Origin of the sequence: Rathayibacter sp. AY1H2, from assembly GCF_002931985.1 — a bacterium.
Classification (GTDB): domain Bacteria; phylum Actinomycetota; class Actinomycetes; order Actinomycetales; family Microbacteriaceae; genus Rathayibacter.
Genome location: NZ_PSUV01000002.1, coordinates 85308 through 105730, shown reverse-complemented (window position 1 = coordinate 105730; position 20423 = coordinate 85308). Strand labels below are relative to the sequence as shown.

Here is a 20423-nt window from a genome sequence, read left to right as displayed (position 1 = left end):
CGGCGTGACCGATGCGCCCGTCCTGCTCCCGTCCATCGCCGTCCTCGGCCTCGGCTCGATGGGGGGCGCGATCCTCCAGGGCCTGCTGGCTCCCGGCGTGCGCGTCGAGGGGGGCGTGCGGGTGACCAACCGCGACTCCGCGAAGGCCGCCGCGTGGGACGGCCACCCGGTGGTCACCGCCTTCGCCACCGCGGACGACCCGGAGGCCAACCGGCGTGCGGTCGAGGGCGCGGCGATCGTGCTCGTGGCCGTCAAGCCGCACATGGTGCCGGACCTGCTCGACGAGATCGCCGACGCGCTCGCCCCGGGCGCGGTCGTCGTCTCCGTCGCCGCCGGCGTGACCGCGGCCACGTTCGAGCGGCACCTGCCCGCGTCCGTCGCCGTGCTCCGCTCGATGCCGAACACTCCCGCGGTCGTGGGCCGCGCCGTCACCGGCCTCAGCGCGGGCACGCGGTCCGGCGACGAGGACCTGGCGCTCGTGCGCCGCCTGTTCGAGACGGTCGGCGAGGTGGTCGAGGTGCCGGAGTCGCAGCTCGACGCGCTCTCGACGATCTCCGGCTCGGGGCCCGCCTACGTGTTCCTGCTGATCGAGGAGCTCATCGCGGCCGCTGTCGCGAAGGGCTTCAGTCCGGAGCAGGCGTCGACGATGGTGGTCGGCACGTTCCGCGGCGCGGCCGAGCTGCTCGCGGACTCCGGCGAGGAGCCGGCGGAGCTGCGCCGGCGGGTCACGAGCCCGAAGGGCACCACCGAGCGGGCCGTCGCGGTCCTGCAGGAGGCCGACCTCGCCGCCCTCTTCACGCGGGCGACCGACGCCGCGCTGGCCCGCGCTCGCGAGCTCGCCGCCTCCTGACTCCGCCCTCCTCTCCGCGAGATGCCGCTCGGGTACGCGACACCCCGGAGCGGGCGTACCGGAGCGGCATCCCGCAGAGGAGGAGGAGGGAGGGGGCGCGAGTCAGGAGCCGAGGGCCGCGAAGCGCTCGATGTCGCTGGGGGTGCCGCTGACCACGATGAGGTCGTGGTTCGAGACGACGGTCTGCTCGGTCGCGTAGGTGAAGGGCTTGCCCGGGCTCTTGACGCCGACGACGGTCACGCGGTGCTTGCGGCGCACGCCCGACTCCGTGAGCGTCAGCCCCCGGATCGGCTTGGGCGGGTACATCTTCGCGAGCACGAAGTCGTCGTCGAACTCGATGAAGTCGAGCATGCGGCCCGAGACCAGGTGCGCGACGCGCTCGCCCGCCTCCGCCTCGGGGTAGATCACGTGGTTCGCGCCGATCCGCTCGAGGATCTTGCCGTGCGAGCGCGAGATCGCCTTCGCCCAGATCTGCGGGATCTTGAGGTCGACGAGGTTCGCAGTGATCAGCACGGACGCCTCGATGGAGGAGCCGACCGCGACGACGGCGACCTGGAAGTCCTGCGCGCCGATCTGCGCGAGGGCGTCGAGCGAGCGGGCGTCGGCCTGCACCGCGTGGGTGACCCGCTCCGACCACTTCTGCACGAGACCGGCGTCGGCGTCGATGGCGAGGACCTCGCGGTCGAGGCGGTCGAGCTGGCCGGCCGTGGCGGCTCCGAAGCGCCCGAGGCCGATCACCAGCACCGGGGCGTCGTACCTGATGCGGTCAACCAACGATGGGCCTCTCTTCCGGTCGTCTGAACAACTGCCTCCGCTGGCTCGCGGCGAGCGCGGCGGCGAGAGTCACGGTACCAACGCGGCCCATGAACATCGTCAGCGCCAGGATGTAGACCCCGGACGGCGGCAGCTCCGCGGTGAGCCCCGTCGAGAGCCCGGAGGTCGCGAAGGCCGAGATCACGTCGAAGAGCACGTGGTCGAGCGAGGCCTTGGTGATGTGCAGGATCAGGACGCTCGACACGGCGACCGTCGTCGCGCCCCACAGCACGACCGAGACGGCCAGGCGGAGGACGTCGTTCGGGATCCGGCGGCCGAACGCCTCCATGTCGTTGTTGCCGCGGGCCTCGGCGAAGGCGGCCAGGAACAGGATCGCGAGGGTCGTGACCTTGATCCCGCCGGCCGTGGAGGCCGATCCTCCGCCGATGAACATCAGCATGTCCGTCACGAGCAGGCTCGAGCCGTTGAGGTCGGGGACCGAGATCGTCGAGAAGCCGCCCGACCGCGTCATCGTCGAGAGGAAGAAGGACTGGAAGACGGTGTCTCCCGCATCGAGGCTGCCGAAGGTCCTCGGATTGTCGAACTCGAGCACGATGTAGAGGACGGCCCCGGCGACGAGCAGGATCACGGAGGTGACCAGCGTCAGCTTCACGTGCACCGACCACTTGCGCGGGCGCCGCCAGCCGCGGGAGAAGGCGTAGATGACGGGGAAGCCGATCGAGCCGAGGAAGACGCCGAGCATCAGGATGCCGAGGAACCAGTAGTCGTCCTCGAAGGGGGTGAGTCCCGCGGCGTTCGGGGCGAAGCCGGTGTTCGTGAACGCCATCGCGGAGTAGTAGAAGGAGTGCCAGACGGCTTCGCCGATCGGGATCCCGTCGATCAGCATCCGCGGGAACAGCAGGAGCGCGACGATGATCTCGATCGCGGCGGCGCTGATCGCGACGGTGGCGAGCAGCCCGCCGATCTCGCCCAGGCGCACGGCCTGGCCCTCGGCGACGGGGCCGGAGTGGATCCGCAGAGGGTTCGAGTCGCTGGCGACCATGAGCTTCGCCCGGAGCCCGAGGCGGCGCGAGATCGCCAGGCCCATGATCGAGGCGAGCGTCAGCACTCCCAGAGCGCCGATGTTCACGCCGACGAAGATGATCGAGTGGCCGAACGCCGACCAGTGCGTCGCCATGTCGACCGTCGCGAGGCCGGTCACGCAGATCACCGACATCGCGGTGAAGAAGGCGTCGTGCAGCGGAGTGACGGTGCCCGTGGTGCTCGACACCGGCAGCGAGAACAGCAGGGTGAACACGAGCACGAGCGCCGAGAAGATGAGGATCGCGAAGCGGGACGGCGAGCGTCCGGCGAAGTCGTCGATGAGGTCGCGGGCCCGCTCGAAACCCGACCAGGGGGAGACGGGCGAGACGCCCACGGGGCTGCGGAACTGCTGCCGAACCACCACGGCGGATCCTCCACTCGATCGCGGCCATGCTACCCGCTCGGTGCCGGGCCCCCGGGGCGCTGACTAGCCTGGGCGCATGGCTGACATCTTCGGGGTGATCGCGGACGGGACCCGCCGGGACATCCTCGCCCTGCTGCTCGAGCAGCGGCGGGACGGCTCGGCCGAGGGCATGAGCGTGTCGCGGATCGTGGCGCGCCTCGAGCTGAGCCAGCCGACCGTCTCGAAGCACCTCAAGGTGCTGCGCGAGACCGGCCTCGTCACGGTGCGCGAGAGCGGACAGCACCGCTTCTACGCGCTCGAGTACGCGCCGCTGGCGGAGGTCGAGGACTGGCTGCTGCCCTTCCTCGCCGAGGACGAGGCGGCCGGCGCCCTGCTCGACGCTCCGACCGCGGCCCGGGCGGAGTCGCTGGGCCGGGCGCTCGCCGAGCGCACCCACCAGGTCAGCACCGTGGTGCAGGACATCCAGCGGGGCGTCAGCGAGGGAGCGACGAAGGTCGCGGAGGCGCTGCGCATCCGCAAGTGAGGGGCGCCGAGGAGCCGGAAACGGTGGAGCCCCGGGTCGTGTAAGCTCGCGGGAACCAGTTTTTCGTAAGCGGCCGCCCGTCGGGCGGTCGACCCCCTGAACGTTGTGAGGTCTTCGTGGGTTCTGTCATCAAGAAGCGTCGCAAGCGTATGGCGAAGAAGAAGCACCGCAAGCTGCTTCGCAAGACTCGCCACCAGCGTCGCAACAAGAAGTAGGCTCGCGCCTCTTCCCACTCGAGCGTCCGCCCTTCCGGGGTCGGGCGCTCGTCTGCGTTCACGGATCATCCCGGCGGCGCTCGCCGTCTCGGCGCCCGTCGCCGGGGCCGCCGTACACTGACCGCATGGTGGACGTGGAGCTGACGCTCGTGGGCAAGCCGGGCTGTCATCTCTGCGACGACGCGCGGACCGTGGTCGAGCAGGTGGTCGCCGATCTGGGCGGCGAGGCGTCGGTCGCCGTCTCGGAGGTGTCGATCCTCGACGATCCCGAGCTGCACGAGCGCTTCGTCGAGGAGATCCCGGTGGTGCTGATCGACGGGCGCGTGCACACCTTCTGGCGGGTCGATCCCGCGCGGCTCCGGCGGGCCCTCCTCGATCGCGGGTGAGCTTCGACCGGGCCGTCCGGACGGAAGCACGACCGCGACGTCCCTCTGACGGGGGACGGGACGGCTCGCGAAAGCTCGCCTCTCGCCCTTACCCTCGTGAGGGGGGAGTGCGCTCCTCCGTGCGCGGACGCAGATCGTCGCCCGTGGAGGAAGGAACCGCCATGCCGTCATCCCGCCGACTCGCCCTGCCCGCCGCCGCTCTCGCGGCGCTCGTGCTCGGCCTGGCCCTCCCCGGAGCGGCCGTCGCGGCACCCTCCGCCTCGACGGTCTCGACCACGGTCGAGCAGCCGGCCGCGACGACCATCCCCGGCGTGCCGGAGGATCCCGAGCAGCCGGGCGACGGCGGCTCCGACCCCGTTCCCGGCGTCCCCGAGGAGCCGTCCGTTCCCGGAGTGCCCGAGGAGCCGGCAGAACCCGAGCAGCCCGCGCCCGTCGACCCCGCGCCCGTCGACCCCGCGCCCGTGGACCCCGCGCCGGTCGATCCGGCACCGGTCGACCCCGCGCCCCAGCAGCCGAGCCAGCCCTCCACCGGCGGCGGATCCACTGGCGGCGGCTCGACCGGCGGCGGCCAGCAGGGCGGCTCCGGCGGCGGTCAGCCCTCCACCGGCGGCGGATCGTCCTCCGGCGGCTCCGGCTCCGGCGGCGGCACCACCGGCGGAGCGACGTCCGGCGGCACCTCCGGCGGCGGCACCACAACCGGCACCACCACGTCCGGCAGCGCCGGCTCCTCCGGTGCGGGCGCCGTCACTCCGGCGGCGTCGGCCCCCGGACGCACCGAGCTCGGCACCTCGACCGAGGGCGCGAAGCCGGCGGCCGGTGCCGCGACCGCGGACGTCTTCCTCACCCGCGAGCTCGCCGTGCAGCCGGAGGCGCTCACCGTCGAGCTCGCCCGCTTCTACGGCGTCGGCTTCTCGTACACCGGCTTCGCCAGCGGCGAGGCCGTCTCCGCGGTCCTCCGCGACCCGAACGGCACCAAGACCCCGCTGACCCTCGAGGCGGGCAGCGGCACCGCGACCGTGCCGACCGCGCTGATCACCAAGTCGGGCGCCTTCACGGTCGACCTCACGGGCGACCAGGGCTCCGCCGCCAAGGTCGTCTTCCGGCTCGCGCCCTCCACCGGCAACGGCCTCCTGCTCGAGCCGCGCGAGCTCGGCGACGGCAGCACCGAGGCGCCCCGCGGCGCCGTCTGGGGCTTCGACGCCGACGAGGAGGTCGCCGTGGGCGCCTTCGAGACCTCCGGGTCCCGCGCCGACCTGGCCGCCGGCGACGTCGCCGTGCAGTCCGACTCCATCGGCTGGGCCGAGCTGGCGCTGGGCGACGCGGTCATCGCCGACCCCGACCCCTCCGTCTACTGCGTCGTCGCCTTCGGCCGCGAGTCGCACCGCACGGCAGCTGTGACCGTCTCCTACCGTGACAGCGACACCACGGCCGCACCATGGGAGGCGCAGCAGGTCTGCGGCACCGCGATCAGCGCCGCGCGCACCGCCTTCCTCAGCACGGCCGCCTCGGCGGGACCGGCCGGCATCACGCCGACCACCGCGCTGATGATCGGCGGCGGCGCGGTCGCCGCGTCGCTCGTCGCCTGCGCGGCCGTCCTGGTCGTGATGCGCCGCCGGCGCATGAACACGGACCTCTTCATCGGCGGACCGCTGCCGCGCACGCAGAGCGACTGACGCGTCCGGAGGACGAGGGAAGGCCCGCGGGACGCGATCCCGCGGGCCTTCCCTCGTCCTCTCCCGGCGCTCAGCCGGCCGCGGTGAAGCGGAGGAGGATCGTCCGCGCCTCCGGCCGCAGCTGGAAGTCGGGCCACACGTCCGGACCGCACGCGCGGGAGCCCAGGCCGTGCTGGGCGGCGTCGATCACGAGGACCGCGCGCTCCGATTCCGGCAGCTCGTGCGGGTGCGCGGCGGCCGTGATCTCCTGCGGCGTGTGCCGCGCCAGGGTGAAGCCGGGAAGGCGCCCGTGCAGGTCGCGCGCGGCTTCGATGCGGAGCCGGGGCGAGCCCGCCTCCGTCAGCGTCAGCTCGCGCACGCTGCTGCGGTGACCGCTCTCCTGCGGGCGGGCGTACGGAGTCGTCAGCCGGTCCATCTCCGCCGTGAAGCGCCCCACCCGCGCGGCCCGGAGGCTGTCGGGGTAGGACTCGAGTGGGCCGGTGCCGAACCACTCCGCGCCGTCGATCGACGCGGGCAGGTCGATCCGGATGCCCAGCCGCGGCCAGACGGAGTCCCAGCCCCGGGTCGGCACGAGGTCGACGCGGAGGACCGTGCTCTCCCCGTCGACGCTCCAGCGCTCCTCCATCAGGAGTCCCGCGTCGAAGTCCGCGGCCGAGAAGCGGGTCACGCGGCGGAGCCCGGCGGAGGCGTCCACCTCCTGCACGCGGCCGACCAGGCGGTCGAGTCCGGCCTCGCGCCAGCGGGCGGCGGAGGAGGGGGCCGGCAGCCCGCGGCCGTCGCCGTCGTACGGGTCGCCGGTGACGTAGCCGGGGAAGCCCGCGCCCTCGTCGTTGTCGGTCGGGGCGCGCCAGAGCTCGGCGCGCGGTCCGTCGACGGGCAGGCCGGCGAGGAAGGCGAGCCGGCCGTCGCGGAACCGCGCGACTCCGAGCGCGCCGCCCTCGAGGGGCGGAGCGGCGCGGACGGCGCGGGTCCACGCGGGCACCGCCGACGGCGCGGCGAGGAGGTGCTGACCGGTGGAGAGCACATGGCCCTCCTCCGCCCAGGCGGTCGAGGCGTCGAGGACCGCGTCGACGGTGAGCCAGGTCTCGCCGCCGGGGCGCACCTCGAGCGGGGGGAGCTCCACGTGCACGGCGTCGCCGGCCGCGATGACCGGGGCGTCGAGCACTCCCTCCGCGGTGACCCGCCCGTCCCGCTCGACCCGCCACGCGAAGCGCAGATCGGCGGTGGAGGCGTCGTGCCGGCGGTTCTCGATGACGACGCCGTCGCCGCGGACCGTGAGGCGCACCGGAGCGACGATCTGCTTCCACTCGAAGAGGCCCGGGCTGGGCGTGCCGTCGGAGAGCACCATGCCGTCCATCACGAAGTTGCCGTCGTGCACCACCTCGCCGAAGTCGCCGCCGTACGCGTAGTACTCGACGCCCTCCGGCGTGCGCGCCCGCAGGCCGTGGTCGCGCCACTCCCAGACGAAGCCGCCGTGCAGCCGCGGGAAGCGGTCGACGAGGTCCTCGTACTGGTCGATCGCTCCCGGGCCGTTGCCCATCGCGTGCACGTACTCGCAGAGCAGGAAGGGCTTGGAGCGCTGCCGAGCGGACTCGCCGGGGGAGCAGCCGAGCAGCGGAGTGAGCGAGCCGTCGGTGCCGATCCGCTCGGTCTCGGGGATCGAGGAGTACATCCGCGAGTACACGTCGGTGTACGCGCCGGTGTAGTCGCCCTCGTAGTGGACGGGGCGCTCGGGGTCGCGGCCGTGCACCCAGGCGGACATCGCGGCCAGGTTCGCGCCGGTGCCCGCCTCGTTGCCGAGGGACCAGAGCACGATGCTCGGGTGGTTCTTGTCGCGCTCGACGGTCCGCTCGATGCGGTCGAGGTAGGCCTCTCGCCAGGCGGGGTCGTCGCTGGGGTTGCCCGCCCAGCCGACCCGCTCGAAGCCGTGGGTCTCGAGGTCGCACTCGAGGACCACCCAGAAGCCGAGCTCGTCGGCGAGGTCGAGCAGACGGGGATGCGGCGGGTAGTGGCTGGTGCGGATGGCGTTCACGTTGAAGCGCTTCATCATCGCGAGGTCCTCGCGGGCGGAGTCCTCGTCGAACGCTCGACCGCGGTCGGGGTGCGTCTCGTGGCGGTTGACTCCGTGGAAGACGACGCGCTCGCCGTTGACCAGGAAGCGGTCGCCGCGGATCTCGACCGTGCGGAAGCCGAGCCGCAGCGAGACCGTCTCGCCGGCGGAGGCGAGCGTCGCGTCGTAGAGGCGCGGAGCCTCCGCCGACCACGGCTCGACCTCGGGGACCTCGATCGCGGCGATCTCCTCCGCCGAGGCCCAGACCGTCTCGATCCCGAGCCCGGGCACGCGCAGCGTCAGCGGGAACGCGTCGGCCGCGGCGGTCACCTCCGCCTCGATGCGGCCCGCGCCACCGGCGAAGGAGGAGCGCAGCCACACGTCCTCGATCCCGCCGACGGGGCGCGCGAGCAGGTGCACCGAGCGGAAGATCCCCGGCAGCCACCACTGGTCCTGGTCCTCCACGTAGCTCGAGGCCGACCACTGGTGCACGCGGACCACGACGAGGTTCTCGCCCGGGCGGACGACGCCGGTGACGTCGAACTCCTGCGCGAGCCGGCTGCCGGAGCCGATGCCGATCTCGACGCCGTTGACCCAGACGCGGTACCGCGACTCGACCCCGTCGAAGCGCAGGACGACCGCCTCGGCGGAGTCCCACTCCTCCGGGACCACGACGGTGCGGCGGTAGTCGCCCGTCGGGTTCGCGTCCGGCACGAACGGCGGCTCGGTCGGGAACGGGAACTGCACGTTCGTGTAGGCCGGCAGTCCGTAGCGCCCGTCGCCCTGCAGCACCCAGTGCGAGGGCACCGGTATCAGGTCCCAGCCGGAGTCGTCGAACGACTCGTCCCCGACGGCGTCCACGCCCTCGCCCTCCGGCAGCACGCCGGCGCCGCCCGGGGTCCCCGGAGCGGCGGGGAGCAGGCGGAAGCGCCACTCCCCGTCCAGCGGGAGCGCCGGGGCGTCGGTGTGCAGCCACGAGCGGGGGGCCCGGCGGCGACCGGAGCCCGGTCCGGTGTCCGTCAGGTAGTGGGAGGTCGTCGGGGGAGTCGTCACTTCACGGAGCCTTCCGTCAGGCCGCCGCGCCAGAAGCGCTGCAGCACGATCATGGCGATGGCGAGCGGGATGATCGACAGCAGGACGCCGCCGGTCGTCAGCTCGTAGAACTCGGGCAGGCGGTCGACCTGTCCGAGCCAGTTGTTCAGTCCCAGTGTGATCGGGAACAGGTTCGTGTCCGAGAGCATCACCAGGGGCAGGAAGTAGTTGTTCCAGATCCCGACCAGCTGGAAGAGGAACACGGTGACCAGCGCGGGAGTCAGGATGCGCAGCCCGAGCGTGTGGAAGATCCGCAGCTCCCCGGCGCCGTCGATGCGCGCCGCCTCGATGATCGCGGTGTCCACGGTCGCCTGAGCGTAGATCCGGCAGAGGAACAGCCCGAACGGCGAGACGAGCGAGGGGATCAGCACGCTCCAGTAGGTGTTCGCGATGCCCATCTGGCTGAAGAGCAGGAACAGCGGCAGAGCGGTCGCGGTGCCCGGCACCAGGACGCCCGCGAGGATCGTCCCGAACACGAGCCTGCTGCCGCGGAACTCGTACTTGGCCAGCGCGTAGCCGCCCGCCGCGGCGAGGTAGGTCGCGAGCAGGGCGCCCACTCCGGCGTAGAGGACCGAGTTGAGGAACCAGCGGACGAAGATGCCGTCGCCGTAGGTCAGCACCTGCGTCAGGTTGTCCCAGAGCGCGAACGTCGGGGCGAACCAGAAGCCGTAGGTGGCGAAGAGGTCCTCGGTCGTCTTGGTCGCCGCGACGACGACCCAGTAGACGGGAATGAGGAAGTAGACCGCCACGACGACGAGGATCGCGGTGACGATGATGGTCGAGGCGCGGTTGCGGCCGGCCGAGCGGTCGGGCCCGCGTCCGGCCTTCACGGGGCGGTCGGCGGTGACGACTCCGGTGGTCGTGGTCGGCGGGGTCTCGGTGCGGCTCATGACGACCTCCTGTTCGAGATCGAGAGGAACGTGAAGGAGAGCAGGAACGCGACCAGCGCGATCAGGACGGCCTGGGCGGCGGCGACGTTGTAGTCGTTGTAGGCGAAGGCCGTGGTGTACGCGCTGAGGTTCGGCGTGTACTGGCTGTCGATCGCCGGAGCGACCGTCTTCAGCACCTGCGCCTCGGCGAACAGCTGGAGCGTTCCGATGATCGAGAAGATCGTCGTCAGCACCAGCGCGGGGCGGATGAGCGGCAGCTGGATGCTGCGGGCGACGCGCCAGGTGGAGGCGCCGTCGACCTTCGCCGCCTCGTAGAGCTCGACCGGGATCGCCTTGAGCTGGGCGACGATGATCAGCATGTTGTAGCCGGTGTAGCTCCAGAGCGAGATGTTCGCGATCGACCAGAGCACCGTGTCCGCACCGAGGAAGTCGGGCTGGAGCCCGACCACGTTCGCCGCGTCGATGAGCGGGCTGAGGCCGGGCACGTAGAGGAACGACCACAGGATCGTCGCGATAACTCCGGGTACTCCGTAGGGGAGGAAGTAGGCCGCCCGGAAGAAGCCGGGGAACTTCGCCGACGCCGACTCGAGCATCAGCGCGAGGACGGTGCAGAGGGCGATCATCACCGGCACCTGGACGATGCCGAAGAGGAACATCCGCCCGATGGAGGCGATGAAGTTGCCGTCGGCGAGGGCCTGCGCGTAGTTGTCGAAGCCCGCGAACCCGCTGGTGACCCCGGCCTCGCCGAAGAGGCCGGAGCGCGTCACCTTCGTGAAGCTGGAGCCGACGGCGACGACGATCGGGACGATGAACGTGAGGACGAACAGGGCCAGGAAGGGTCCGAGGAGGATCCACGGGGCGCGGGCGACCGCGCGGCTGCGCCGGGGCGCGCCCGGCGTCCGCGTGGTGGCCGCGACCGCGGCGGCGGCGGGGGAGGTCGTGGTGGTCATGCGGAGGCCCTCCTGATGCTCAGGCCCTTGTTCTCGAAGACCGTGATGATCTGCTGCTCCGCCTCGGCGACCGCGTCCACGAGCGGAAGCCCGGACGCCTTCTTCCGGAAGCCGTCGCTGAGGATGTTGAAGGACTGCTGCGTGACGGGCCACCAGGACCAGTCCGGGTTCTGCTCCTTCGATGCGGGCACGAGGACGTCCTCGTTGTAGTTCTGCCCGCTGAAGAAGTCGCTCGGACCCTTGCGGGCCGTGCCGATCTCGCCGACCGCGGGAGACCAGCCGATGCCGCTGTTGGCGATCATCGCGTCGATGCCCTCCTGCGTGGTGGTCATCCAGACGGCGAACTCGATCGCCTCCTCCGGGTGCTTGCTGCTCGAGAACACCGCCGCGGTCGATCCGCCGAGGAAGCTCGAGCCGAAGCCGGTGTCGCCCCAGACGGGCATGGGAGCCGCGCGCCACTTGCCCGAGCCTCCGCTGACCCCCTCGATCAGGGCGTCGCCCCAGCTGCCGGTGGCGCAGGAGGCGATCCCGCCCTTCGCCGCGGCCGCGAACCACGCGGGGGAGTAGGCGCCGTAGCCGGTCTGCACCAGGTCCTGGTCGATGGCCGTGTCGAAGAAGGAGGCGACGCGCGTCGTGGCGTCGTCGGTCATGTCGATGACCCAGCCGTCCTCCTCCGGGCGCAGCCACTGCGCACCGGCCTGCGTCGCGAACGCGGCGAAGACCGAGGCGTCGGCGAGCGGGAAGCAGTCGATGTAGGAGCCGGCTCCGCGCAGCTCCGTCGCCACCGCGGCCCAGTCGTCCCAGGTCGTCGGCGGCTCCGCACCCACCTTCCCGAACACCTCGGGCTGGTAGAAGAGCGCCATCGGGCCGCTGTCCTGCGGGATGCCGTAGACGCCGCCCGTGTAGCTGACCTGGCCCCAGAGCGTGGGGTCGTACAGGTCGCGGTACTGCTCGACGCCGTACCGGGTGAGGTCGACCAGGCCGTTGACGAGCATGAACTCGGGGACGGAGCGGATCTCGACCTGGCCGAGGTCCGGCCCGCCGCCCGCGGCGAGGGCCGAGTAGAGCTTCTGGTACCCGCCCGCGTTGCCGCCGGGGATCCAGACGGCCTCGACCTGGATCTCGGGGTGCGAGGCGTTCCAGACGTCGCAGACCTTCTGCAGGTCCTTCAGCCAGCCCCAGTACTGCAGGCGGACCGGGCCGGTGGCCGGGGCGATCGTCGGCGCCGTGTTGACCGAGACGGTGCCCGGTGTCGCGCAGGCCGTCAGGCTCCCGAGTGCCGCGGTGCCGAGACCGGCGGCGATGAGCTGTCTCCGGGTGAACGGATGCATCTTCCCTCACTTCGTCGTGGTGGAGAGCCGGGGAGTCTCACCCGGCGATGATCGGGACGCTACCACGAATTCGAGTAGGTACTCGAAATTGGCGGCACTGCTCCTCCGCCGCCGCTACGCTGGCCGTTCGAGGGGCACGGCGAGGCGCCTCCCGTGCTGAGGAGGGGTCGATGGCGGAGGCGAGGAGGCGACGCGGCCCGTACGCGAAGTCGGCCGAGCGCCGCCGCGCCATCATCGAGGCCGCCCACCAGGTCTTCGCCGCGCGGGGCTACGCCCGCGGCTCCCTCCAGGAGGTCGCCGACCGCGTCGGGCTCAGCCAGACGAGCCTCCTGCACTACTTCCCGTCGAAGACCGACCTGCTCTTCGCGGTCCTCGAGCACCGCGACCTGATCACGGGCGACGGTTCCTCGCCGCCGGACCCGGAGGAGGGGCTGGTCGCCGGCATCCTGCGGCAGACCCGCTACAACGAGACGGCGCCCGGAGTGATCGAGCTGTACGCCGTGCTCTGCGGCGAGTCGACGACGCAGGAGCACCCGGGGCGCGACTTCTTCGCCGCGCGGTTCCGCCGCCTCCGCAGCGAGTACGCGGCCGAGCTGCGCGAGCTCCAGGCCGCCGGGCGCCTGCGCGAGGGGTCCGATCCGGAGCGGGTGGCGGCGTCGATCATCGCGCTCTGGGACGGCGTGCAGCTGCAGTGGCTGCTCGAGCGCGACGCGGTGGACATGGTGGCGTGCCTGGCCGACTACCTCGACCTCGTGGTGCTGCCGGCTCCCTAGCCGCCGGCGCGAGGGAACCCCGGCCCGTCGAGGGGACCCGCCGTCCGCGGCGGTCTCGATGGTCCGGGGTTCCCGCGACCGTGGTGCGCGCCTAGGGCAGCAGGCGGGTCGGGCCGCGGAACAGGTAGGTGACCTCGCGGAGGTTCGCCTGGTTCAGCATCAGCATGATCACGCGCGAGAGGCCCATGCCGAAGCCGCCGTGCGGCGGGACGCCGTAGCGGAAGAAGTCGAGGTAGAACTCGAGCTCCTCCGGGTCGAGGCCCTTCTCGCGGGCCTGCTCGACGAGGACGTCGACGCGGTGCTCGCGCTGCGCTCCGGTCGAGATCTCGACGCCGTTGTAGATGAGGTCGTAGCTGTTGGTGATCGTCCCGTCGCCCTCGCGGCGCATGTGGTAGAACGGCCGGATGCTCGACGCGTAGTCGGTGAGGAACACGAAGTCGTGCCCGAACTCCTCCTGCACGTAGGCCGCGATGCGGCGCTCGCCCTCGGGGTCCATGTCGTCGTCGGCGCGGGGCACCTCGTAGCCGCGCTCGGCGACGATGCGCTTGGCCTCGGCGAGCGGGATGCGCGGGAACGGCGTGGTCGGGACGGTCAGGTCGATGTCGAAGAGCGCCTTGACCTCGGCGCCGTGCTTCTCGACGACGGCGGTGAGGCCGGCGACCATCAGCTGCTCGTGCAGCTCCATGACGTCCTCGTGCGAGTCGATCCAGGAGACCTCGGCGTCGACGCTCGTGAACTCGGTCGCGTGACGCGAGGTGAAGCTCGGGTCGGCGCGGAAGGCGGGGCCGACCTCGAAGACCTTGCCGAAGCCGGCGGGCTGCGCCATCTGCTTGAAGAACTGGGGGCTCTGCGCCAGATAGGCCTTCGTCTCGAAGTACTCGACCTCGAAGAGCTCGGCCCGCGACTCCGAGGCGCTCGCCATGAGCTTCGGGGTGTGGATCTCGATGAAGTCGTGCTCGATCCAGTACGTGCGCAGCGCGTGCTCGAACGTGGTCTGCACACGGGCGATGAGGTTCTGCTCGGGACGGCGCAGGTCGAGGAAGCGCCAGTCCATGCGCTTGTCGATGCCGGAGTCGGGCGCGATCGGCGCCTCCGGGATCGACGCGGCGACGACCTCGAGCGTCTCGAGCTTGACCTCGATGCCGCCGAGCTTCACGCGCTCGTCGTGCTTGAGCGCGCCGGTGACGGTGATGAAGGAGCCCTGGGCGAGGCCGGAGATCTCCTCGGTGATCGCGAGGCGCGCAGCCGACGCGTCGTCGCCCTCGACGGCCTCGCGCACGGCCGGGTTCACCAGCTGCACGGCACCCGACTCGTCGCGCAGGACGACGAACTGCACCTTCTTCTGGTCGCGCACGGTCTCGACCCAGCCGGACACGCGGACGGGTCCGTCCTCGAGCGCGGCGAGCTTCTTGACAGTGGTTCGGGGGAGGCGGGTCTCGTCGGTCACGGTAGGGGAGTCTACTCGGGGGCCGCCGGGCGGGCGCGGAGCAGGAGCACGCGCCGGCCCGCGGCCTCCGGCGCGGCACGAAAGGGGGTGCAGTCGGTCCCCCTGCGTGCTCCGGCGTCGGGCTAGCATCGCGGAGCGAGCGCGCGGGCTCGAGAGGATCCGAGGGGGATGTGCCATGGCGGGACCGGGATTCGCGGTCATCGACTTCGAGACGACGGGGGTCCGTCCCGAGCGGGGCGACCGCGTCATCGAGGTCGCTGTCGTCCATCTCGATGCGGAGGGGCGCTTCGAGGCGGCGTTCGAGACGCTCGTGAACCCGGACCGCGATCTCGGCGCGCAGAGGATCCACGGCATCTCGGCGCGCGAGATACTCGACGCACCGTCCTTCGCCGCGATCGCCTCCGATCTGCTGGTACATCTCGACGGCCGGGTGGTCGTCGCCCACAATGCGAGCTTCGAGCGGCGGTTCCTGACAGCGGAACTGGCCCGACTCGGCGTCGAGACGACACTCTCGAGCGAGATGCTGCTGTGCACGATGCAGCTCGCACGCGAGTTCCTGCCGGGTGCGGGGCGCTCGCTCGCCGACTGCTGCGCCGCGTTCGACATCCCGCTGGAGAACGCTCACCGAGCGGTCGTCGATGCGACCGCCACGGGCCGCCTGCTCGCGGAGTACATCGCCGTCTCCGGTGGTCGCGACCGCTGGGACGATCACCTGAGAGAGGCACTCGCCTACGGCTGGCCTCCTGTTCCGCGGAGGCGCACACTGTGGACGCCCCGACCCGCGACCGCCGTGGCTCCCGCCTCCTTCCTGGAGCGCGTCGTCCAGCGGATGCCCGACCACTCCGGACCCGTGGAGCACGGCGAGTACCTCGCCCTCCTGGACCGCTGCCTCCTGGACCGCGTCATCTCGGCGCACGAGGAGCGCGAACTGGTCACCGCGGCCGACGACCTCGGAATCGGTCGTGCGGTCGTGCGCGTCCTCCACGACCGCTACTTCGACGACCTGACCGCGGTCGCCTGGTCGGACGGCGTCCTCGCCGACGACGAGCTGATGGACCTCGCGACTATCGCCGATCTGCTCGGCATCGATCACGAGCGGCTCGTCGCGGCCACGGAGCCGCGGGACGCCGTCGAACAGCCCGCGCCCGTCGTCGACCGCTTCTCGCTCGAGCCGGGCGACCTCGTCGTCCTGACCGGGGAGATGCGCCGGACCCGCCAGGAGTGGACGACCGTCCTCGAGGACTGCGGGTTGATCGCCCACCCCGGAGTGACGAAGAAGGTCAAGCTGGTCGTCGCCGCCGATCCCGACTCCCTGTCCGGCAAGGCGAGGAAGGCCCGCGACTACGGGATCCCCGTCGTGAGCGAGGACGGCCTCGCCGCCCTCCTGCGCGCATGAGCACCGCACTGATCACCGGCGCGTCCTCCGGCATCGGCCTCGCCTTCGCCCGGGCGTTCGCGCGGCGCGGCTGGAGCCTCGTCCTCGTCGCCCGCAGCGAGCAGCGCCTCCAGGAGGCGGCGGCCGGACTGCGCGGCCTCGGCGCCGCGGCGGTCGAGGTCCTGCCCGCGGACCTCGGCGACCGCGAGCAGGTCGAGCGCGTGCGCGCGCGGCTCGTCGATCCGGCCCGACCGGTCCGCGTCCTCGTCAACAACGCCGGCTTCGGGATCGACGGGACCTTCGCCGAGCCGGACGTCGCCGCCCAGGACCACGCCTTCGAGGTGATGGTGCGCTCGGTCGCCGTGCTCTCGGGTGCGGCGGCGGAGGCGATGACCACCCGCGGCCGCGGCGCGATCCTCACGGTGTCGAGCGTCGCGGGCTTCGTGCACCTCGGCCCCTACTCCGCGGTGAAGGCGTGGGCGACCGCCTTCGCGCAGTCGCTGGCCGTCGAGCTGCGCGGCACCGGCGTCCGCTCGGCCGCGCTCTGCCCGGGCTGGGTGCGCACCGAGTTCCACGAGCGGGCGGCGATGGACACCTCCTCCATCCCCTCCTTCCTCTGGCTCGATGCGGACGCGGTGGTGGAGGAGTTCCTCCGCGACGTCGCGCGCGGTTCCGTCGTCTCGGTGCCGTCGGTGCGCTTCGGAGTCCCGATGGCCGTGGTGCGGCACCTGCCCGGACCGCTCGTGCGGCGGCTGTCGGCGGCGGTCTCGGCGCGGCGCTGAGGCTCCGCTCAGGTCCGGCTCAGGCGACCCTTTTCCCGGCGTTCCCCCACGCCGCGTTCCGTACACTTGACGCTCGTGGTTGCCGATCAGATCCATCTCGTGCGGCACGGCGAGGTGTTCAACCCCGACCGGGTCCTCTACGGGCGACTCCCGAACTTCCGGCTCTCGGATCTGGGCCACCGCATGGCCCGCTCCGCCGCCGACGACCTGCTCGAGCGCCGGCGCCACGTCACGGCGCTGATCGCCTCGCCGCTCCAGCGCACGCAGGAGTCCGCGCAGCCGATCTCGCAGGCGTTCGAGCTCGAGATCCGCACCGATGAGCGGGTGATCGAGCCGAGCAACCGCTTCGAGGGGAAGTCCCTCGCCGCGCGCAGCTCCGCCTTGCGGAACCCCAAGCACTGGCCCTGGCTCCGCAACCCCTTCGAGCCCAGCTGGGGCGAGCCGTACCTCTCCATCTCGGCGCGGATGTACGCGGCGATCGAGTCGGCGTGGGAGAGCACGGAGGAGGGCGACGCCGCGATCGTCAGCCACCAGCTCCCCATCTGGACGGTCCACCGCGCCCTCGCCGGCGAGCGCCTCTTCCACGATCCGCGCAAGCGCCGCTGCGCGCTCTCGAGCATCACGACCCTCGAGCGGCGCGGGGACGGCTTCGTCGAGGTCGGCTACTCCGACCCGGCCGCCGGCCTGCAGGGCCTGGCCACCGACGTGGGAGCGGTCTGATGCGCCGGACGGGGCGGCTCCGCGCAGCGGGCGTCCTCGCGCTGGCCGCCGCGCTCGCGCTGACGGGCTGCTCCGAGGATCCGCTCGCCGACCAGTACCGCAACGGCAGCAACAAGGGCTACATCTCGGGGGACGGCACCGTCACCGAGATCGCCGCCGCCGACCGGGACGACCCCATCGTCTTCTCCGGCACCGACGAGACCGGCGCCACCATCGACTCCGCCGACCTCGCCGGGCAGGTCGTCGTCGTCAACTTCTGGTACGCCAGCTGCGCCCCGTGCCGCGCCGAGGCCGCGGACCTCGAGACGGTGAACACGGAGTTCGCCGACAAGGGCGTGTCGTTCGTCGGCGTCAACGTGCGCGATCAGGCCCCTACCGCGGCCGCCTTCGCCGAGACCTTCGGGCTCGGCTACCCCTCCATCGTCGACACCGACTCGTCGGTGCAGCTCGCCTTCACCGGCACCGTCCCGCCGAACGCCGTGCCCACGACGCTCGTCCTCGACAGGGAGGGGCGCGTCGCGTCGCGCATCCTCGGCCAGCTCCAGGAGGCGTCGATCCTCTCGACCCTCGTGGGCGACACGCTCGCCGAGGAGGAGTAGCGGCGTGGGCGACATCGTCGTCAGCGGTCAGCTCCTGCTGGCCGTGCCGATCGCGCTCCTGGCCGGGCTCGTGTCCTTCGCGTCGCCCTGCGTGCTCCCGCTGGTGCCCGGCTACCTCGCCTACGTCGGCGGATTCACCGACGCCGACGAGCGGGCGGCCCGCGGACGCCGCCGGGTCGTGCTGGGGGTCCTCCTCTTCGTGCTCGGATTCTCGCTGGTGTTCGTCCTCTACGGGGCGGCGGCGGGCACGGTCGGCTTCTGGCTGCGCCAGTACACCGACCTGATCACCCGCGTCCTCGGGCTCGTCGTGATCGCGATGGGGCTCGTCTTCATCGGGCAGTTCTCGTTCCTCCAGCGCACGCTCCGGCCCGGGATCCGTCCCGCCACCGGGCTGATCGGAGCGCCGCTGCTCGGCATCGTCTTCGGCGTCGGCTGGACGCCCTGCCTCGGCCCGACGCTGAGCTCGATCCTCGCCCTCAGCTACGGCGTGGGCTCGCCCTGGCGCGGCGCCCTCCTCGCCCTGGTCTACTGCCTCGGACTCGGCATCCCCTTCCTCCTCGTCGCCTTCGGCTTCAGCTGGGTGACCAGCACGCTCGCCTTCGTGAAGCGCCACATCCGCGTGGTCAACGTCCTCGGCGGCGCCGCCCTCGTCCTGATCGGAGTCCTGATGGTCACGGGCATCTGGAACACCCTCGTCTACGGATCCCTCTCGGCGGTGATCGATGGCTTCCAGCCGGCGATCTGACTCCGAGGAGAGCACGCGCCGCCCCGACGAGGCCGCGCAGCGGAGGACGGACGCCTCCTTCCGCCCCGCCGACCACTACGACTCCGACGGCACCGTCACGCAGCCGGCGCTCGGGTTCACCGGCTGGCTCCGCTGGATGTGGCGCCAGCTCACCAGCATGCGCACGGCGCTGTTCCTCCTGCTGCTGCTGGCGATCGCGGCGGTCCCCGGATCGCTCGTGCCGCAGCGCTCCTCCGACCCCAACGGCGTGACCCAGTACTTCGTCGACAACCCCGACCTCGCGCCCCTTCTCGACAGGGTGCAGGCGTTCGACACCTACACCTCCGCCTGGTTCTCGAGCATCTACCTGCTGCTGTTCATCTCCCTGATCGGCTGCATCGTCCCGCGCACGCGCCACCACTTCCAGGCGATGCGGTCGCGGCCGCCGCGCACCCCGGCACGCCTGCAGCGCCTCGCCGGCTACACCGTCCGCGAGGTCGAGGGCGCGACGGAGGAGGAGGCCGTCGCCTCCGCCCACTCCGTCCTGCGCCGGGCGGGCTACCGTGTCGAGCGCTACGACGACCCGCGCGGCCGCTGGTCGAGCGTCTCGGCCGAGCGCGGCTACCTCCGCGAGACCGGCAACCTGGTCTTCCACTCCGCCCTGGTCGGCATCCTCGTCGCCGTCGGAGTGGGCGGCGGGTTCGGCTACAGCGGGCAGCGCGTGCTGGTCGAGGGCTCCCAGGGGTTCGCGAACAACCTCGCGGCCTACGACTCCTTCAACCCCGGTCGCTTCTTCGACAGCAGCCAGCTCGACCCGTACCAGCTGACCCTCGACAGCCTCGACGTGAAGTACGAGGAGCAGAACCAGTCGGCGCTCGGCCAGCCCGTCGATTTCACCGCGAACGTCACGACCTCCGAGCGCGGCGGGGGCACCGAGGACCGCACGATCAAGGTCAACGACCCGCTGGCGATCGGCGGCACGAACGTCTACCTCCTCGGCAACGGCTACGCGCCGACGATCACGGTCCGGGATCCCTCCGGCCGGGCGATCTTCACCGACTCGGTGCCGTTCCTCCCGCAGGACGCGAACCTGACCTCCGTCGGCGTCGTCAAGGTGCCGGACGGGCTCTCCGAGCAGCTGGGCCTCACCGGATTCTTCTACCCGACGCAGGACACGCTGGCCTCCGGGGCGTCGACCTCGATCTTCCCCGACCTGCAGTACCCCGTGCTCTCGCTGAACGTCTTCGCGGGTGACCTCGGCCTCGACGGGGGAGTGCCCACATCCGTCTACGTGCTCAACACCGACTCGCTGACCCGGCTCACCGGCGGCACCACCGGCGTCGCGCCGATCACCCTCAAGCCCGGCGACACGGCCGAGCTCCCGAACGGGCTCGGCAGCGTGACCTTCGACAACACGGGCGCCGACCCGACGCGGATCGGCACCGACAGCGTCAAGCGCTTCGCCTCGTTCGACATCCACCACGACGCGACCCAGGGCTGGGTGCTGCTCTTCGCGATCCTCGTGCTCGCCGGACTCCTCACCTCGCTGTTCGTCCCGCGGCGCCGCGTGTGGGTGAAGGCGACCGCCCAGGACGACGGCGGCCTCCTCCTCGAGTACGCGGGACTCGCCCGCGGCGAGGACCCCCAGCTGGTGCGCGCCGTTCGGACGATCGCCGACCGGCACGCCCCGCTCGACTGACCCGCCTCCCGGACGCCCCTCCACAGCCGTCGCCCGGCTGGGCAGGGGCCGAGTCTGTGCAAGCGCGAAGGGGCGGGCGGGGCGGCGAGCGATTACCCTGAGGAGGTGATCGCGACCCTCTCG

Annotated in this window: 19 protein-coding genes; 12 read left to right on the top strand and 7 right to left on the bottom strand. The window is 71.9% G+C overall.

The window, feature by feature from the left end; genetic code table 11:
• Positions 1-58 precede the first annotated feature (58 nt).
• Entirely contained in the window at positions 59-850 is a 792-nt protein-coding gene (proC, locus tag C5C29_RS02730; RefSeq protein WP_374953311.1) for a pyrroline-5-carboxylate reductase, read from the top strand.
• Positions 851-952: 102 nt separating this feature from the next.
• On the opposite strand, the gene C5C29_RS02725 is transcribed toward proC, so the two are convergent.
• A complete protein-coding gene (locus tag C5C29_RS02725; protein WP_068255410.1) occupies positions 953-1624 on the bottom strand; it encodes a TrkA family potassium uptake protein in 672 nt (223 codons plus the stop codon).
• The gene (locus tag C5C29_RS02720; protein ID WP_244229642.1) at positions 1617-2987 is read right to left on the bottom strand and encodes a TrkH family potassium uptake protein; all 1371 of its coding nucleotides are present in this window, start codon (positions 2985-2987) and stop codon (positions 1617-1619) included. Before C5C29_RS02720 ends, C5C29_RS02725 begins: the two co-directional genes overlap by 8 nt.
• A 160-nt stretch (positions 2988-3147) precedes the next feature.
• Between C5C29_RS02720 and C5C29_RS02715 the strand changes: the two genes are divergently transcribed.
• The 4 genes from C5C29_RS02715 to C5C29_RS16985 all read left to right on the top strand — a co-directional run bounded on the left by C5C29_RS02715 (position 3148) and on the right by C5C29_RS16985 (position 5868).
• Positions 3148-3594, top strand: a complete 447-nt coding sequence (locus C5C29_RS02715) for a helix-turn-helix transcriptional regulator (RefSeq protein ID WP_104224854.1) — start codon at positions 3148-3150, stop codon at positions 3592-3594.
• 116 nt (positions 3595-3710) lie between these two features.
• On the top strand, positions 3711-3809 hold the full coding sequence (locus tag C5C29_RS02710; protein ID WP_003792170.1) for a 30S ribosomal protein bS22: 99 nt from the start codon (positions 3711-3713) through the stop codon (positions 3807-3809).
• A 125-nt stretch (positions 3810-3934) separates the two neighbouring features.
• Positions 3935-4195: a glutaredoxin family protein gene (locus tag C5C29_RS02705; RefSeq protein ID WP_104224855.1), complete on the top strand. Its 261-nt coding sequence runs from the start codon at positions 3935-3937 to the stop codon at positions 4193-4195.
• 161 nt (positions 4196-4356) lie between these two features.
• Entirely contained in the window at positions 4357-5868 is a 1512-nt protein-coding gene (locus tag C5C29_RS16985) for a hypothetical protein (RefSeq protein WP_181127442.1), read from the top strand.
• 70 nt (positions 5869-5938) lie between these two features.
• Here C5C29_RS16985 and C5C29_RS02685 read toward each other — a convergent pair whose 3' ends face one another.
• The 4 genes from C5C29_RS02685 to C5C29_RS02670 are packed head-to-tail and all read right to left on the bottom strand — an operon-like array spanning position 5939 to position 12181.
• Positions 5939-8971: a glycoside hydrolase family 2 TIM barrel-domain containing protein gene (locus C5C29_RS02685; protein WP_219813758.1), complete on the bottom strand. Its 3033-nt coding sequence runs from the start codon at positions 8969-8971 to the stop codon at positions 5939-5941.
• Positions 8968-9900: a carbohydrate ABC transporter permease gene (locus C5C29_RS02680; RefSeq protein WP_104225919.1), complete on the bottom strand. Its 933-nt coding sequence runs from the start codon at positions 9898-9900 to the stop codon at positions 8968-8970. The genes C5C29_RS02685 and C5C29_RS02680 overlap by 4 nt, the downstream gene beginning before the upstream one ends.
• Positions 9897-10850 carry a carbohydrate ABC transporter permease gene (locus tag C5C29_RS02675; RefSeq protein WP_104225918.1) on the bottom strand — a complete coding sequence of 318 codons (954 nt, stop codon included), beginning with the start codon at positions 10848-10850 and terminating at the stop codon, positions 9897-9899. Before C5C29_RS02675 ends, C5C29_RS02680 begins: the two co-directional genes overlap by 4 nt.
• A complete protein-coding gene (locus C5C29_RS02670) occupies positions 10847-12181 on the bottom strand; it encodes an ABC transporter substrate-binding protein (protein ID WP_104307922.1) in 1335 nt (444 codons plus the stop codon). Before C5C29_RS02670 ends, C5C29_RS02675 begins: the two co-directional genes overlap by 4 nt.
• A gap of 170 nt (positions 12182-12351) precedes the next feature.
• Between C5C29_RS02670 and C5C29_RS02665 the strand changes: the two genes are divergently transcribed.
• A complete protein-coding gene (locus C5C29_RS02665) occupies positions 12352-12954 on the top strand; it encodes a TetR/AcrR family transcriptional regulator (RefSeq protein WP_258062382.1) in 603 nt (200 codons plus the stop codon).
• Positions 12955-13045: 91 nt separating this feature from the next.
• Here the strand turns inward: C5C29_RS02665 and aspS are convergent, their stop codons facing one another.
• Positions 13046-14401, bottom strand: a complete 1356-nt coding sequence (gene aspS / locus C5C29_RS02660; RefSeq protein ID WP_244229585.1) for an aspartate--tRNA(Asn) ligase — start codon at positions 14399-14401, stop codon at positions 13046-13048.
• Positions 14402-14576: 175 nt separating this feature from the next.
• Here aspS and C5C29_RS02655 point away from each other — a divergent pair, with 175 nt between their 5' ends.
• The 6 genes from C5C29_RS02655 (at position 14577) to C5C29_RS02630 (ending at position 20300) form a co-directional block, all read left to right on the top strand.
• On the top strand, positions 14577-15797 hold the full coding sequence (locus C5C29_RS02655) for an exonuclease domain-containing protein (RefSeq protein WP_104224862.1): 1221 nt from the start codon (positions 14577-14579) through the stop codon (positions 15795-15797).
• Entirely contained in the window at positions 15794-16558 is a 765-nt protein-coding gene (locus tag C5C29_RS02650; RefSeq protein ID WP_104224863.1) for an SDR family oxidoreductase, read from the top strand. Before C5C29_RS02655 ends, C5C29_RS02650 begins: the two co-directional genes overlap by 4 nt.
• A 75-nt stretch (positions 16559-16633) precedes the next feature.
• Entirely contained in the window at positions 16634-17278 is a 645-nt protein-coding gene (locus tag C5C29_RS02645) for a histidine phosphatase family protein (protein ID WP_104224864.1), read from the top strand.
• Positions 17278-17877: a TlpA disulfide reductase family protein gene (locus C5C29_RS02640; protein WP_104224865.1), complete on the top strand. Its 600-nt coding sequence runs from the start codon at positions 17278-17280 to the stop codon at positions 17875-17877. Before C5C29_RS02645 ends, C5C29_RS02640 begins: the two co-directional genes overlap by 1 nt.
• 4 nt (positions 17878-17881) lie before the next feature.
• On the top strand, positions 17882-18622 hold the full coding sequence (locus C5C29_RS02635) for a cytochrome c biogenesis CcdA family protein (protein WP_258060562.1): 741 nt from the start codon (positions 17882-17884) through the stop codon (positions 18620-18622).
• Entirely contained in the window at positions 18600-20300 is a 1701-nt protein-coding gene (locus C5C29_RS02630; protein WP_104224866.1) for a cytochrome c biogenesis protein ResB, read from the top strand. Before C5C29_RS02635 ends, C5C29_RS02630 begins: the two co-directional genes overlap by 23 nt.
• The last annotated feature ends 123 nt before the right edge of the window (positions 20301-20423 follow it).